The 15,277-nt window shown below is 63.9% G+C and carries 16 protein-coding genes; 12 read left to right on the top strand and 4 right to left on the bottom strand.

Annotation, left to right across the window (positions count from 1 at the left end; genetic code table 11):
• The first annotated feature begins 127 nt into the window (after nucleotides 1-127).
• The 12 genes from G552_RS0102905 (at nucleotide 128) to G552_RS0102850 (ending at nucleotide 11,723) form a co-directional block, all read left to right on the top strand.
• Nucleotides 128-1,696, top strand: a complete 1,569-nt coding sequence (locus tag G552_RS0102905) for a 3-hydroxyacyl-CoA dehydrogenase NAD-binding domain-containing protein (RefSeq protein WP_027881658.1) — start codon at nucleotides 128-130, stop codon at nucleotides 1,694-1,696.
• Nucleotides 1,693-2,886, top strand: a complete 1,194-nt coding sequence (locus G552_RS0102900) for an ABC transporter substrate-binding protein (RefSeq protein WP_027881657.1) — start codon at nucleotides 1,693-1,695, stop codon at nucleotides 2,884-2,886. The genes G552_RS0102905 and G552_RS0102900 overlap by 4 nt, the downstream gene beginning before the upstream one ends.
• Nucleotides 2,887-2,951: 65 nt before the next feature.
• Nucleotides 2,952-3,983, top strand: coding sequence for a branched-chain amino acid ABC transporter permease (locus tag G552_RS0102895; protein WP_027881656.1), 1,032 nt, complete (start codon nucleotides 2,952-2,954; stop codon nucleotides 3,981-3,983).
• 2 nt (nucleotides 3,984-3,985) lie between these two features.
• A complete protein-coding gene (locus tag G552_RS0102890) occupies nucleotides 3,986-5,752 on the top strand; it encodes a branched-chain amino acid ABC transporter ATP-binding protein/permease (RefSeq protein WP_036270175.1) in 1,767 nt (588 codons plus the stop codon).
• On the top strand, nucleotides 5,749-6,480 hold the full coding sequence (locus G552_RS0102885; protein WP_027881654.1) for an ABC transporter ATP-binding protein: 732 nt from the start codon (nucleotides 5,749-5,751) through the stop codon (nucleotides 6,478-6,480). Before G552_RS0102890 ends, G552_RS0102885 begins: the two co-directional genes overlap by 4 nt.
• Nucleotides 6,477-6,863: a hydroxyphenylacetyl-CoA thioesterase PaaI gene (paaI, locus tag G552_RS0102880; protein ID WP_027881653.1), complete on the top strand. Its 387-nt coding sequence runs from the start codon at nucleotides 6,477-6,479 to the stop codon at nucleotides 6,861-6,863. The genes G552_RS0102885 and paaI overlap by 4 nt, the downstream gene beginning before the upstream one ends.
• Before the next feature lie 8 nt (nucleotides 6,864-6,871).
• Nucleotides 6,872-8,074, top strand: a complete 1,203-nt coding sequence (locus tag G552_RS0102875) for an acetyl-CoA C-acyltransferase (RefSeq protein ID WP_027881652.1) — start codon at nucleotides 6,872-6,874, stop codon at nucleotides 8,072-8,074.
• Between the two features lie 25 nt (nucleotides 8,075-8,099).
• Nucleotides 8,100-8,849, top strand: coding sequence for an SDR family oxidoreductase (locus G552_RS0102870; RefSeq protein ID WP_027881651.1), 750 nt, complete (start codon nucleotides 8,100-8,102; stop codon nucleotides 8,847-8,849).
• On the top strand, nucleotides 8,846-9,328 hold the full coding sequence (locus G552_RS0102865; RefSeq protein WP_051195657.1) for a GNAT family N-acetyltransferase: 483 nt from the start codon (nucleotides 8,846-8,848) through the stop codon (nucleotides 9,326-9,328). The genes G552_RS0102870 and G552_RS0102865 overlap by 4 nt, the downstream gene beginning before the upstream one ends.
• Nucleotides 9,329-9,346: 18 nt before the next feature.
• The gene (locus G552_RS0102860; RefSeq protein ID WP_027881649.1) at nucleotides 9,347-10,687 is read left to right on the top strand and encodes a phenylacetate--CoA ligase family protein; all 1,341 of its coding nucleotides are present in this window, start codon (nucleotides 9,347-9,349) and stop codon (nucleotides 10,685-10,687) included.
• Nucleotides 10,684-11,121 (top strand): thioesterase family protein, encoded by a 438-nt coding sequence (locus G552_RS0102855; RefSeq protein WP_027881648.1) that lies wholly within the window; start codon nucleotides 10,684-10,686, stop codon nucleotides 11,119-11,121. The genes G552_RS0102860 and G552_RS0102855 overlap by 4 nt, the downstream gene beginning before the upstream one ends.
• Nucleotides 11,118-11,723, top strand: coding sequence for an LON peptidase substrate-binding domain-containing protein (locus G552_RS0102850; protein WP_027881647.1), 606 nt, complete (start codon nucleotides 11,118-11,120; stop codon nucleotides 11,721-11,723). Before G552_RS0102855 ends, G552_RS0102850 begins: the two co-directional genes overlap by 4 nt.
• Here the strand turns inward: G552_RS0102850 and G552_RS0102845 are convergent.
• Genes G552_RS0102845 through G552_RS0102830 form a run of 4 tightly spaced genes read right to left on the bottom strand, consistent with a single transcriptional unit; the run spans nucleotide 11,720 to nucleotide 15,276 of the window.
• Entirely contained in the window at nucleotides 11,720-12,298 is a 579-nt protein-coding gene (locus G552_RS0102845; protein ID WP_027881646.1) for a YceI family protein, read from the bottom strand. The genes G552_RS0102850 and G552_RS0102845 overlap by 4 nt on opposite strands.
• A gap of 2 nt (nucleotides 12,299-12,300) precedes the next feature.
• Entirely contained in the window at nucleotides 12,301-13,251 is a 951-nt protein-coding gene (locus G552_RS0102840) for a vWA domain-containing protein (RefSeq protein WP_027881645.1), read from the bottom strand.
• Between the two features lie 10 nt (nucleotides 13,252-13,261).
• A complete protein-coding gene (locus tag G552_RS0102835) occupies nucleotides 13,262-14,308 on the bottom strand; it encodes a vWA domain-containing protein (protein WP_027881644.1) in 1,047 nt (348 codons plus the stop codon).
• Nucleotides 14,305-15,276, bottom strand: a complete 972-nt coding sequence (locus G552_RS0102830; protein WP_027881643.1) for a DUF58 domain-containing protein — start codon at nucleotides 15,274-15,276, stop codon at nucleotides 14,305-14,307. The genes G552_RS0102835 and G552_RS0102830 overlap by 4 nt, the downstream gene beginning before the upstream one ends.
• Between the last annotated feature and the right edge of the window lies 1 nt (nucleotide 15,277).

Genomic DNA, 15,277 nt, shown 5'->3' with positions numbered 1-15,277 from the left:
TGGATTCCCTTCCGATCTTCCTTTGGTAAAAATCAAGAGCGGTGCAGCTTGACAGTAAAAATAACTGTGATTAGACTAACGCCCAACGTACAGTCAAACAAGTGTTCGTTTGGCAAGAGGAGGCGGGGTGAAGGAAACGGTTTCGGTGTTAGGGGCAGGTACGATGGGGCGTGGCATCGCTCAGGTGGCCGCTACAGCCCAGCACCCGGTGGTGCTGTACGACCCCTACCCCGCTGCCTTAGAAAAAGCCCTGCTGGAGATCGGCGCCGACCTAAAAAAAAGCGCGGAGAAAGGGCGCCTGGCTGAGCCTCCTGAGGCGGTTTTGGCCCGCATCCAGCCTAGCCAGACCCTAGAGGAAGCCGCCCAGGCCGCTTGGGTGATCGAGGCGGTACCGGAAAAGCTCGAGCTCAAGCAGGAACTGCTGGCCCGGCTGGGGCGGCTAAACCCAAAGGCTATCCTGGCCACCAACACCTCCACCCTATCGGTTTCGGCCATCGCTGCGGCGGTAGAGGCCCCCGAGCGCGTACTGGGGCTGCACTTCTTCAACCCTGCCCAGCGCATGCGGCTGGTGGAGGTGGTGGGGGGCTTGCGCACCGAAGCGGCGCTGATCACGCAGGCCCTCGCCCTGATGCAAAGCTGGGGCAAAGAGCCGGTGCAGGTCTCGGATACCCCAGGTTTTTTGGTCAACCGTGTAGCCCGCCCCTTCTACGGGGAGGCCCTGCGCCTTCACGGCGAGGGCATCGCCAAGGAACACATCGACTGGATTATGCGCGGCCTGGGCTTTCCCATGGGGCCTTTTGAGCTGATGGACCTCATCGGGTTGGACGTCAACTATGCTGCTTCCACCTCGGTCTACCAGGCCTTCTACGGCGAGCCGCGCTACCGGCCCCACCCCTTACAGCAGCAGCGGGTGGTTGCGGGCCTGTTGGGGCGCAAAACCGGCCAAGGCTGGTACACCTACCCCCCTGGGCCACCCCCCCGCCCGGCCCCTCCGGCAACCCCGCACACCAACCCTCCCCTGCCCCTGATCCTGGGCCCCAATCCGCTGGCTCAGGCCTTGCGGGCCCGATTTCCACACGCCGAAACCCCTGAACGAGCCCGTTTCGTGCTGGACTGCCGGGTTGTGCTCGAGCGCAAGGAGGATACCCCCCCAGGCTTGCCGGTGGTCTCGCTGGTCTGGGGCCACTCGGCCAGCCGCCTCGCGGCTCCCCTACGCGGCCAGCCGGTGGCGGGGTTCAGCCTGGTTCCGCCCATAGGCCCATCCTCCATCGTCGAGCTCTACCCTCCCCTATCTGGCCCGAATCCGGCCTTAGAGCTGGCCCGGGCCTACTTCGAGGCGCACGGCCACACCACCTTGGTGCTGCCCGACCAGCCTGGCGGGGTAGGCTTCCGTATTCTGGCTTTGCTCATCAACGAGGCAGTCTCGGCCCTGGCGGAAGGGGTAGCCAGCCCGGCTGACCTCGACCGGGCCATGCGCTTGGGCACCGGCTACCCGCTGGGCCCTTTGGAGTGGGCCGAGCAGCTCTGGCTCAAACCGGTGCTGCGGGCTTTGGAGGGCCTGCAGGCCGAGCTGGGCGAGGATCGCTACCGTCCCCACCCGCTTTTGAGGCGGATGGTGGCGGCGGGCCTCGAGGCTTTCCGGAATCTTTCCCCTAAAGGGGAAGATGGGCAAATCTCCACGAAGGAGGCAAGATGAAACGAGTCGTAGTAGGACTACTGGCTTTGGGACTGGGGCTGGGCCTGGCCCAGCAAGCCCCCCTCAAAATCGGGGTGGTGGTCTCAGCTACTGGCCCGGCGGCCAGCCTGGGTATCCCTGAGCGCAATACCTTGTTGCTGCTGGAAGAGCAGACCAACCGGCGCGGCGGGGTAGCTGGCCGTCCGGTACAGTTCATCATTCTCGACGACGCCTCGGACACCACCCAGGCTGTGCGGGCCACCCGGCGGCTCATCCAGGAAGACCAGGTGCTGGCCATCATCGGCACCACTACTACCCCGGCCAGCCTGGGTATGATCGACCCCGTGGCTGAAGCAGGGGTACCCAAAATCTCCCTAGCAGCCAACCTGGAAATTGTTTTCCCGGTGGATGAAAAGCGGCGTTGGGTTTTCAAAACCCCTCAGACCGAGCAGCAGATGAGCGTGCCCATCGTGCGCGATATGCAGGCCGCGGGCGTACGCACCGCAGCCTACATCGGCTTCAACGATGCCTACGGCGAGGGCTGGGCCCGGGCCTTCGAAGCCGCCGCACGCGAGGCGGGCATCCAGGTGGTGGCCTCGGAGCGCTTCGCCCGCACCGATACCTCGGTAGCCGGGCAGGTATTGCGCATCCTGGCCCGCAACCCCGATGCCGTCCTGATTGGGGGGTCGGGCACCGCCCCGGTGCTGCCCCAGCGCACCCTGCGTGAGCGCGGCTACCGTGGCCTCATCTACCAGACCCACGGGGTGGCCAACCCCGACTTCCTGCGGGTGGGGGGCGAGCTTCTGATCGGCACCCGCCTGCCCGCCGGGCCGGTGCTGGTCTTCGACCAGCTGCCCCCCGACTTCCCCAACCGGCAGGTCGCCACCAGCTACGTGCAGCAGTACGAGGGCCGCTTTGGTATCGGCAGCTACTCCACCTTTGGCGGCCACGCCTACGACGCCTGGGCCATCCTGCGCCCGGCCCTCGAGCGTGCCCTGCGGCGCGAACAGCCCAGCAACCTGGCCGCCTTCCGCCGGGTGCTGCGCGACGAGATCGAGGCCACCCGCAACGTGGTCGGAACCCACGGTATCTTCAATATGTCCGCCACCGACCACCTCGGCCTGCGCTTCAATGAGGCTGCCGTAATGGTCGAGGTGGTGCGGGGTAGCAGCGGCCGGCTGGAGTGGAAGCTGATCCGCACCTTCCGCTAAGGGGCTTCTAGCCCACCCCACGGTGAGCCTACCCCTCACCGTGGGGCCTCTACAAAAGACTGCCTATGGATTGGACCATCTTCTCCTTTCTAGCCGCCGATGCCCTGCAAAATGGCACCATCTATGCCCTGATGGCCCTTTCGCTGGTGCTGGTATTTGCGGTCACCCGGGTCATCCTGGTACCGCTAGGCGAGTTTTTAGTCTTCGCCCCCCTGACCTACGTCTGGTTCCTGCCTGCCGAGGTAAGTGGCCTAAACCTTAAAGGCCAGATACCGGGCACTGCCTGGCTGGCAGCCGCCATGCTTCTGTGGTGGGCCATTTTAGACCGTGCCAATCTCCAACGAGCCTTTTTTTTGCTGCTGAGCGCCTTGGCTGTGGTGGGCCTGGCTTGGTGGGGGGCCCAGGGGGTACCGCTGGCCCTAGGGTGGATTCTGGCGGTTCTGGTGGTTCTGCCTATTGGACCTGCCTCGTACCGGCTTTTCTTTGAGCCAGCCAAGAACGCCAGCGTCCTGACTTATCTAATCATCGCGGTGGGGTTACACTTCGCTTTTGCCGGGCTGGGCCTGGTCTTCTTCGGCCCAGAGCAGTTTCGCCTGCCGCCCATCTGGCCGGGCCAGACCCCCATCGGCCTGGTGCCGGTCAACAACCAGGCCTTCTTGGTTTACGGCTTCGCCCTTTTGGCTATGGTGGGCCTATACCTGTTCTTCACCCGCAGCATCTATGGCAAAGCCTTGCGGGCTTGTGCGGTCAACCGCTATGGGGCCCGGCTATCCGGCATCAGCCCCAGCCAGGCGGGCTATGTTTCCTTTGGCATCGCCACCCTAATCACCTGCATTAGCGGGATGCTTCTGGCTCCCCTAATCTCCCCTGCCTACTTCCAGGGGTTTTTGCTAGGGCTCAAGGGCTTTGTGGCTGGAATTCTAGGCGGCCTGATCAGCTATCCCCTAGCGGTGGTGGGCGCCTTGCTGGTGGGGGCTATGGAGTCGTGGGCCGCTTTCCAAGCTAGCGCCTTCAAAGATGCCATCGTCTTTGCGCTACTGCTGCCCATCCTCTTCTGGCGCAGCCTGCGCAGTCACGAAATTGCCGAGGAGGAGTGAGCGTGTGCTTTTCGCCCCTAACCTTAATTGCCGTTTTGCTCTTGCTGGTCACGCCGCTTTTTCTTCCGCCCTCTTCGTTTTACCTGTCTTTGGGCAACTACATTGCCTTTGGGGCCCTGGTGGCCCTGGGCCTCTACCTGCTCACCGGGTTATCTGGAATGACCAGCTTTGGCCAAGCCGCTTTCATGGGCCTGGCTGGCTATACCAGCGCCCTATTGTGCATTGGGCTGGGCTGGAATCCCTGGCTGACCTTGCCCCTGGGCGTCGGAGCGGCTATGGCCGGGGCGGTGGTGCTAGGGGGCATCACCACCCGGCTTAAGGGACACTACCTACCGCTCTCCACCATCGCCTGGTGTATCGCCCTATACATCCTGATGGGAAGCTGGATTGAGCTCACCGGAGGGCACACCGGCCTCCGGGGAGTTCCACCGGTCACGCTCTTTGGTTGGAGTCTCAACGACTCTAAAAGCTACTTTTACCTCTCCTGGGTTTTCGTGCTGCTGGGAGCCTGGGCCGCCTGGAACCTGACGCAAAGCCGGAGCGGGCGGGCCATGCGGGCCTCCAAAGGGGATGCCCTAGCCGCGGCCAGCTTTGGGGTTAATCCGGCGGTGCTTAAGCTGCAGGTTTTTGTCCTCTCGGCCCTCTACGCCGGGGTTGCCGGCTGGCTGTATGTGCACTACCAGAAGTTCATCAACCCCACCCCCTTTAGCCTCGAGGCCTCCATCAAGTATCTGATTGCCGCGGTAGCGGGAGGGGTGGGCAGTATCCCCGGGGTGATTCTGGGCTCGGGCCTGGTAACCGGCCTCGAGGAAGCCCTCAAAGGCATCCTGCCGCAGATATTTGGCCGTACCGGCAACTACGAGATCATCGCCTATGGCCTGATTCTGGTGCTGATTCTGATGTTCGCCCCTAAGGGGCTTTGGCCCTTCCTCGAGCGCTACCTACCCCGCCCCCAGCCCCAGACCCCCAAGGGTACCGGGCTACCGTCCCGCCCCATCCAGGGTGGGGCAGGCGAGGTAGTGCTGGAGGTCGAAAACCTCACCAAGCGCTTTGGTGGGCTACTGGCGGTCAACGGCCTGAGCTTCCAACTTCGCCGCGGGGAGATTCTGGCCCTGATCGGCCCGAACGGAGCAGGCAAATCCACCTGCTTCAACATGATCACCTCGGTCTACGCCCCCAGCGCAGGTAGCGTGCGCTTCAAAGGCCAGCCCATCCAGGGCCGCACCCCCTACGAGGTGCACCGCTTGGGCATTGCCAGAACCTTTCAGCACCCCCACCTTTTTCCTGAGATGACCGTACTGGAAAACGCCGCTCTGGGCACCTATGCCCGCACTCGGCGAGGGTTGCTGGCCTCGATGCTGGGCCTATCCCGTCGCGAGGAGGAGGCTGCATTGGCTGAGGCCTACCGGGCTTTGGAGCGGGTAGGGCTAGCCCACCTGGCCCACCACAAGGCCGACGGACTGGCCATCGGGCAGCTTCGCTTGCTGGAGATTGCCCGGGCTTTGGCCTCGGGGCCGGAGGTGCTTTTGCTCGATGAGCCTGCAGCGGGCTTGCGGGCCGGGGAAAAACGCCAGTTCGCCGCTTTGATTCGCCAGTTAGTGAACGAGGGGATGACGGTGCTTCTGGTTGACCACGACATGGACCTAGTCATGGGGCTGGTAGACCGGGTGGTGGTGATGCACTATGGGGAGAAGTTGGCCGAGGGTACGCCCCGCGAGGTGCAGCGCAACACCCGGGTGATTGAGGCCTATCTAGGGGAGGCCGCATGAGTGTCCTCGAGGTCGCCAACCTGACCGTGCGCTACGGGGCCGTAGAAGCGGTGCGCAACCTTTCGCTTACGGTAGGGCCGGGCGAGGCCATCACCCTCATCGGCCCCAACGGTGCCGGCAAGAGCAGCACCCTGAAGGGCATTGTGGGGCTGGTGGGCTGTAGCGGCAGCGTGCACTACCAGGGCCAACCTCTGTCCCAGCGCACGCCCGAGGCGCTGGCGGCTAAGGGCCTGGTGATGGTGCCGGAAAAACGCGAGCTTTTCGTATCCATGACGGTAGAGGACAACCTCTTGCTAGGGGCCTTTACCCGCTACCAGCGCCGAGAAAAAAGCATTGCCCAAGACCTCGAGTGGGTCTACAACCTCTTCCCCCGCCTACGCGAACGGCGCTGGCAGCTTGCCGGCACCATGTCGGGGGGCGAGCAACAGATGCTGGCCATTGGCCGAGCCCTGATGGGCCGCCCCAAGCTGCTTTTGCTCGATGAGCCCAGCCTGGGCTTGGCCCCTTTAATTGTGCAGGAGATTTTTCGCATCCTGGCTGAGCTAAAGGCCCAGGGGGTGCCCATTCTGCTGGTGGAGCAGAACGCCCGGATGGCCCTTAAACTAGCCGACCGCGGGTATGTGCTCGAGGCCGGCGAGCTGGTGATGGAGGGCCGGGGCCAGGAGCTGCTGCACGATCCCCGGGTGATCGAGTCCTACCTGGGCATCCGTGCCCAGAGCCAAACATGAAACCCAACCCTCACGCCACTACCGATCCCTATATGCAGCTACTGGGCCTAGAGACCCGGCTGGTCACGCCGGGCCGGGCCATTGTGGCTGCCCGGGTGGGGCCTCAGCACACCAATATCCATGGGGCCTGCCATGGGGGGTTCCTCTACAGCCTGGCCGATGCGGCCTTCGCCCTGGCCTCCAACGCCCACGGGGTGGTGGCCGTAGCCCTTTCTACCCAGATGCAGTATTTCAAAGCCGTTCAGGTAGGGGAGGAGCTCGAGGCCCACGCCAGCGAGGAGAACCTGGGCCGGCGTACCGCCACCTACCGCATCGAGGTCAAAAGCGGCTCCCGCACGGTAGCCCTCTTCATCGGCACAGTGTTTCGTATGCAGGAAAGCTGAGGTACGCCATGGAAGCACACATCGTAGATGCTGTTCGCACCCCGGTAGGCAAACACGGCGGCAGCCTGGCCAGCGTCCGCCCCGACGACCTGGCGGCCATTCCCATCAAGGCCCTACTCGAGCGCACCGGAATTCCCCCCCACGAAATCGAAGACGTCTACCTAGGCTGCGCCAACCAGGCCGGCGAGGACAATCGCAATGTGGCCCGCATGGCCCTGCTGCTGGCCGGACTGCCCATCACGGTGGGCGGAAGCACCGTCAACCGCCTGTGTGGCAGCGGGCTGGATGCCGTGGCCAGCGCGGCCCGGGCCATCCTGGCCGGGGAGGGCCAGGTGTACATCGGGGGCGGGGTGGAGAGCATGAGCCGGGCCCCCTGGGTGGTGCCCAAGGCTGAAAAAGCCTTCCCCACCGGCAACCTGACCATGTACGACACCACCTTAGGCTGGCGGCTGGTCAACCCCCGGATGGCGGCCCTCTACGGCACCGAGTCCATGGGCGAGACCGCGGAAAACCTGGCGGAGCTGTACAACATCTCCCGCCAGGCCCAGGACGTCTTTGCCCTACACTCTCACCGCAAAGCCATCCAGGCCCAGCAACAAGGGGCCTATGCCCGGCAGATGGTGCCGGTAGAGGTCAAAGACCGCAAAGGGAAGGCCACCTTGGTTCAGGCCGACGAAGGTCCCCGGGCCGATACCAGCCTGGAGGCCCTGGCCCAGCTCAAGCCGGTCTTCCGCCCGGGAGGCAGCGTTACCGCGGGCAACGCCTCCTCGCTCAACGATGGCGCCGCCGCCTTGCTGCTGGCCTCGAGCGCCTATACCCAGGCCCATGGCCTAAGGCCTCTGGCCCGGGTACGGGCCATGGCCGTAGCTGGGGTGGAGCCGCGCATCATGGGGATTGGGCCGGTACCCGCCACCCAAAAGGCTCTGCAACGGGCTGGACTCAGCCTAAACGACATTGGTCTGATTGAACTTAACGAAGCTTTTGCCGCCCAAAGCCTGGCGGTGTTAGCAGAATGGGGTGTAGACCCCCTGGACCCTCGCTTGAACGTCAACGGTGGGGCCATTGCCATCGGCCACCCTTTGGGCTGCTCCGGGGCCCGCATCCTCACCGACCTGGTGCACGAGATGCAGCGCCGGCAGGTACAGTTCGGGCTGGCCACCATGTGCATCGGGGTGGGGCAGGGTATTGCTATGGTGGTGGAAAGCCTGTAGTCATAAGCTATAAGCAGGTGAAAGCATGAACATCCTCGAGCAGTTCAACCTGCATGGCAAAACCGCCCTCGTGACCGGGGGCTCGAGGGGGCTGGGGCTGGAAATCGCCTATGGACTCCATCAGGCCGGGGCCCGGGTGGCGTTGCTGGCCCGGCGGGAAAGTTTTTTCGCCGAGGCCCTAAAGCTCATCCCGAAGGCCATAACCATCGTGGCAGACGTACAGGACGAAGCCAGCCTCGAGGCGGCCTTTGCCCAAGTAGGCCCGGTGGATATCCTGGTCAACGCTGCTGGCATCACCTGGGGCCAGGATGCCCTGGAAGTACCCGTAGAAAAGGTGCGCCAGGTGCTCGATGTCAACATCACTGGGGCCTTTCTGGCTTCGCGCATTGCTGCTCGGGGCATGAAGGCCAAGGGCTACGGCAAAATTCTCAACGTCGCCTCGGTAGCCGGCCTGGCCGGTAGCCCCAGTGAGATCATGGACGCTGCCGCCTACTCGGCCTCTAAAGGGGGCCTGATCGCCCTGACGCGCGACCTGGCGGTGAAGTGGGGGCCCTTTGGCATCCGGGTTAATGCCCTGGCACCAGGCTTCTTCCCCACCCGCATGACCGAAAAACTGCTCCCCCGCATCGAAGCACTGGTACAGGCACGAACCCCCCTAGGGCGCCTAGGCCAAACCGGCGAGCTGGCCGCCGCCGCTTTATACCTATGCAGCCCCGCCTCAGACTACGTGACCGGACAGGTACTGGCGGTGGACGGAGGTATGACCGCCCTATGAGTGAGGTTTTCCCCCTGCCTGGCGACTACGGCCAGATTCGCCGTGCCACCCGAGCCGATGTGGTGGCGATTGTGCGGCTGTTGGCCGACGTCCCCTTAGGGCAGGTGCGAGAAACCTTCACCGATCCTCTGCCCGAGAGTTACTACCGGGCCTTTGAAGCCATTGAGGCGGATCCCAACCGGTTTTTGGCCGTAGTGGAGCAGAATGGACGCATCGTAGGAACCTTTCAGCTAAGTTTTATTCCAGGGCTATCCCATAAAGGGGCTTGGCGTGTCCAGCTCGAGGCCATGCACATCGAGCACACCCTACGCAACCAGGGCCTAGGCCGGGCGGTGATGCAGTGGATCATTGAACAAGCCCGGCAGCGAGGCTGCACCCTGATGCAGCTCTCCACCGATAAGTCCCGCCCGGCAGCCCATCGCTTCTATCCACGCCTGGGCTTCATCTCCAGCCATGAAGGCATGCGGCTCAAGCTATAAAGAGGTGTGTCTATGCCCATGTTCCAGCCTGAACTCGAGACCCTTCCCCGACCCAAGCTGACCGAGTTACAAAACCAGCGCCTGCGCGAACAGGTAGCCTACGTCTACGAGCGGGTGCCCTTCTACAAACAACTCTTCGATGAAAAAGGTCTCAAGCCCAGCGACATCCGCGGGGTGGAGGATCTTCCCAAGCTGCCCTTCACCAAAAAAAAAGACCTGCGCGATCACTATCCCTTCGGCTTGTTTGCCGTACCACGCGAACAAATCGCCCGCATCCACGCCTCTTCTGGCACCACCGGTAAACCCACCGTGGTGGGCTACACCAAAGGTGACCTGGAAATCTTCGCGGAGGTGGTGGCCCGCTCTTTGGCTGCTGCCGGGGGAAAACCCGGAATGATGCTGCACAACGCCTATGGCTACGGCCTGTTCACCGGTGGGCTGGGCCTGCACGGCGGGGCGGAAAAGCTGGGTATGGTGGTGGTGCCGGTTTCCGGTGGCATGACTGAGCGGCAGATCATGCTCATCCAGGACTTTAAACCCGAGATGATTTCCTGCACCCCTTCGTATGCCCAGACCCTGGCCGAGGAGTTTAAGAAGCGGGGCGTCAGCCCGGAAGAGATCAGCTTGAAGTACGCCATCCTGGGCGCCGAACCCTGGACCGAGGCCATCCGCCAAAACGTAGATGCGGGGTTGGGGGTGCAGGCTACCAATATCTACGGCCTTTCGGAGATCATCGGGCCGGGCGTGGCCAACGAGGACGTCAGCGAACGGGAAGGGCTTTCCTACATCTGGGAGGATCATTTCTATCCCGAGGTGGTCGACCCTGAAACCGGCGACCCCTTGCCCGAGGGGGAGGTAGGGGTGCTGGTGCTCACCACGCTGACCAAAAAGGCCATGCCCATCCTGCGCTACTGGACCGGCGACCTGACCTACATCACCCGCGAGCCCGGCCCCTCGGGGCGTACCCACGCCCGCATGGCCCAGATTCGGGGCCGCACCGACGATATGCTGATCGTGCGGGGGGTGAACGTCTACCCTACCCAGATTGAAGCCGTGCTCAAGGAAATCCCTGAGGTGGTACCGCACTATCAGATCGTGCTCACCCGGGAAGGCACTTTAGACGAGGTGGAGCTAAAGCTCGAGGTCTCTGAGCCTTTCTTCCGCGAAGTAGGCCAACAGGTGCTCTCCGACGCGGTGGTGGAAGCCGACCACCGCCTCTCCCAGCTGCGCGAGAAGGTGGCCCGCAAAATCAAAGACAACGTGGGCATCTCGGTGCAGGTCTCGCTTTTGAACCCTGGCAGCGCCCCCCGCAGCGAGGGCGGCAAGCTCAAGCGCGTAGCGGACCTACGTAAGCTATGAGACCCATTCCCATCGGCTATCGGGCTACCTTCGAGACGGTGGTCACCGAGGCCATGACCGTAGACTTCGAGCACCCCGACGACCCCCAGCTTGGCAAACTGCACCCGGTATACGCCACCTACTGGATGGCCAAACACATGGAGCTAGCCGGACGCAAAATCATCCTGCCCTTTTTGGAAGAGGGCGAGGAAGGCATCGGTTCCAAAGTTTGTGTGGATCACAAAGCCTCGGCCCTTCCAGGGATGCGCATCCGCATCGTGGCCGAGCACACCGGCACCGAAGGTCACCGGGTCTACGCCCGCTGCACGGCCTGGAACGAGCTGGGTGACCTGATCGGTGAGGGCCACACCGAGCAGGTCATCCTGCCCCGGGCCAAGCTCCGGCAAATTTTCCAGCGATTGGAGGAGCGCTGGCGAGAAGCGAGGCCGGAATGAAGCGCCTGCCCCTCTTTCCTCTGCCCGAGACCGTGGTCTTTCCTGGGCTGCTCATCCCGCTGTACATCTTCGAGGAGCGCTACAAGCAGATGGTGCGCGACCTGCTGGCCCAAAGCGAGGAAGAACGCCGCTTTGTGATTACCCTGGCTACCCCCAAGGGCATTCGCGAGGTGGGTGGGTACGTCGAGCTGCTGGCCGCCTCGGAAAACCCCGATGGCACCTTCAACATCGTCTGCCGGGGGGGCGAGCGCTGCCGGGTGGAGGGCGTGGGGGTTTGGGGCAACCAACTTTACCAAAGCACCTTGGACATCCCTTATCCCCTCGAGCGCAGTGCCCGCAGCGAGGAAATTGTGGCGGCCTGGGACGCGATGGAGGCCTTCCGGGCCTTTATGGCCGGCAAGGCCGACCCTCAAGCCCTGGAGGAGGCCTTGGCTAACCTCCCCGACGACCCGCTCTACCAGGCCACCTTCCTCTGCGTAAACCTGCAAGCCCCGGCCAGCGTGCGCCAGGCCCTGCTCGAGGCTCCCTCGCTCTTGGCCCGCCTCGAGCTAGCCCAAGCCTTCATGCGCCAAGGCTCCTTCTCCGGAGGGGCCGAGGCCTAGGGGCTTTTTAGCAGGAAGTCGACCTCGAGGCGAATCTCGTTCTCCACGCTCAGCACCACCGCCACCCGGGGCTGGGTCAGGCGGAAATCCTCAAAGCGAAAACGGGTGTTGGCCTGTAGCCGCACTCCTTCAGGGGTAACCTCGTACTCCCCCACCCAGGTCACGCTACGGGTCACCTCGCGGATGGTTAGGTCGCCCACAATCTCCACCCGGGCCTTGTCCCCTGGGCGCAGGGGCAGACGCAGCCCACGCACCTCCTTGGGCACAAAAACCGCCTCGGGGAAGCGGTCGGTTTGCAGGGTGTTGCGGCGGATGAAATTGTCTCGGCGGGCCTCGTCGCTTTGCAGGGAGGCCAGGTTGACCGTAAAACGCCCCGAGGCCACCCGCCCATCCGCCCCCAGCACCACTCCCCCGCTCAGGGTGCGGGTGGTACCCACCGCATCGCTGGGGAAGTTGACGCCCACCAGCTGCTCGCGCACCCGGTAGCGGGCCTCGCTGCCAGGAGCCAGCTCGAGGCGCAGGTTCTGCGCCAAAGCCAGGGAGAAACACAACAACCAAGGCCACACACGTTGCATCTTTACACCACCTTTCGTCTCATGGCCGCAAGGGCCAGGCTAGCCAGTAATACCCCCCCCGACAGCAAAGCCAGCACCCCTCCGGCCTCCTCGGGCCGGGTCTGCCAGGTAAGCTGTCGGCTCAGGCTACGGTAGGCTTCTTTGAGCTTGCTCGCACTATCCACGAAGAAATAAAGCCCCTCCCCCACCCGGGCAATGGCCTTGAGGGTCTCTTCGTCGAACTGCGCGGCCAAGGCATACTGCTCGGGCAGGCCCGGCACCGGGCCTTCGCGGGCCTGGCCTACCCCAATGGTGTGTATCCGAATCTGTTGTTGGGCGGCCTCGTAGGCGGCCTCGAGGGGGTCCACCCCGGCCAGGCTGCGCCCATCCGTTAGGAGAATCAGGGTGGCTAAACGCCTGGGGTCTTCGGCCTGGGCCCGCTCGGCCAAGGGGGGCAGCGCGGCGATACTTTCTAGGATGGCATCCCCAATGGCCGTTCCCAGACCCAGCTCGAGGTAGTCCACGGCCTCCAGCAGGCGCTTGCGGTCGGTGGTAAGGGGCACTACCAGGTGGGCATCGCGGGAAAAAGCCACCAGGCCCACCCGCAGGCCCTGGGGTAGCTCGCGGATGAATAAGCGCAAGGCCGCACGGGCCGCTTCGAAGCGGCTGGGCTTCACATCGGTAGCTAGCATCGAGCGGCTGACATCCACCGCCAGCACCACCGCGGCCCGGGGGTCGGCCTGGGGCACCGGCAGGGTGGGCCGGGCTAGGGTCAGCAAGGCCAGCCCTACCGCCAACAGGTACAGCAAAGCCGGCAGGTGCTGGCGCCAGCTAGACCTAAAGGCCCCCAGTGGCGCTACCTGGGGATAGGCCACCACCGCCTCGGCCCTCCCCCGCAGGCCCCGCAGGTAGAACCAGAGGCCGAGGGGTAGAAGAAGAAGCGCGGCGAGCGCCCAGGGCCACACAAACGCCACGCGAACCCCCCTAAGGCACCCGGCGCTGCCAGTGCAGGCTCAGCCCAGCCGCCACCAGCAGCAACACCACAGCCAAGGCCGAGAAAAGCGAGGTGACCTCAGTGGGGCGGGCCTCCCAGCGGATCACCGTACCCAACTCTTTTGCAATAGTTCGCAGGGCCTCCTCGGTAGGGGGGTAGGTATACTTACCTCCGGTGGCTTGCGCCAGCTGCTCGAGAGTACGCGGTTCGAAGGGAATGTAGTAGTTACGCCCCTCAATCTGGGCCACTGCGCCACCTGGCTGCCCCATAGGAAAGGTATAAAGCCGCACGTTGTGCTCTTTGGCAAAGCGAGCGGCAATCTCCAGGCTGCTGCGGGTAGGCAGAGCGGGATTGGGGCTTACGTTGGAAGCACCGTCAGAAAGGATCACCACGCTGCCCGGGGGCAGGTCTTTGGGGAGTGGGGCGGGGGAGCGGGGTAGCTCGGGCACCCCCTGTGAGGGGTCGGGAGGCTGCAACTCTGAAGGAGGGCGAAGGTCGCGCCGCCCCGGTAGCACCCGCACCGCAGTGACGATGGCGTTTTCGATGGAGGTATTCTGCGCGGGCTTAAGGCGCTCTAGGGCTTCCAGTAGCTTCTTTCGGTCAGTGGTAGGCAGTACCAAAGCCGAGGCTGAGTCGGAAAAGCTAACCAGCCCGATCTGGGTGGAGGGGGGGGCCAGCTCGATGAATTTGCGCGCCGTGGCCTTGGCCGCCTCCAAACGATTGGGGTTTAGGTCGGGGGCCAGCATGGAGCGGGAGGTATCCAGCGCCAGCACAATGGCCGCTTTGTTGGTGGGCAAAGGCGGACTGGCTACCGGGCGGGCCGCGGCCAAAAGCAAAAGCCCCAAGGCCATAAGTTGCAAGACCAGTGGCCAACGCACATGGGCTTTAGGAGGCCGCCGCACCACCGCAGGCAACAGATGGGCATCGGCAAAAACCCTCGCACTGCGTTCGCGCCGGCGCTCAGCCCAGCGTAAAAAGAGCACCACCAGCGGAAGCAGCCACAGCAACCACAAAAATCCCGGCCAGGTAAAGCTCATCTTCGCCCCCTTCGGCGCAGGGTGAACTTGAGCAGCGGCTCGACGATTTCCTGAGCGGTGCAGAGGGTCAGCACATCCACCTGGGCTGCCCGCAGAGTGCGCTCGAGCAGAGCCTCGCGGGCCTGTACCAGCCGGGCGTGGGCCTGGCGCACCCGGGGATCGCTGGTATCCAGCCAGACCTCCTCCCCACTCTCGGGGTCACGCAGGCGGAGTTCGCCGGCTTGGGGCAACTCCTTTTCCGCTGGGTCGAAGATGCGCACCGCCACCACATCGTGGCGGAAGGCCAGCCGGCGCAAAGGGCCTGACCAGGCGGGGGGTTCATCCGGCCTTGGGCTGAGAAAATCAGAGACCACAAAGAGCAAGGCCCGCCGCCTCAGGGTTCGGGCCGCATGCTCCAGGGCTTGCTCGAGCGAGCCCCACCCCGGGCCCATCGGGGGCTGGTTCAACAGGCCATACAGCTCGTGCAAAATACGCAAGACCTGTGGCCGGCCCGCCCTAGGCGGCACCACCCGCAAACCACCTTCGGAAAAACCAAGGGCCCCCACCTTGTCACCGTGGCGAGCCACAATGGCCGCTGCTGTGGCGACAAACTCCAGGGCCTCTTCCTGCTTAAGCACCCGACGGGTACCGAAGCGCATGGAGGCCGAGAGGTCCACCACCAGCCAGACCGTAACTTCCTTTTCCTCGCGGTACTGCCGGATGTGAATTTGGCCGGTGCGGGCGGTCACATTCCAGTCAATACGGCGCACCTCATCGCCCGGCTGGTACTCGCGCACCTCGGCCAAATCCAAGCTGGGTCCATAGAAAAAGCCGGTGTAGTCGCCGAACAAAAATCCATCCAGCCGCTTCAACACCCTAAACTCGAGCCGACGTAAAAGCGCCGCAGGCAGCTCGCGGGGTGGGGTTGGCCCAGGTGAAGCGGGCAGGCTGATCTCGATTTTTGGCTTGCTTGGCCGGCGAAACAACATG

This window comes from Meiothermus rufus DSM 22234 (assembly GCF_000423425.1).
In the GTDB taxonomy this organism is placed as follows: domain Bacteria; phylum Deinococcota; class Deinococci; order Deinococcales; family Thermaceae; genus Meiothermus; species Meiothermus rufus.
The sequence above is the reverse complement of the archived record's forward strand: the minus strand, read 5'-3'. Positions and strand labels throughout refer to the sequence as shown.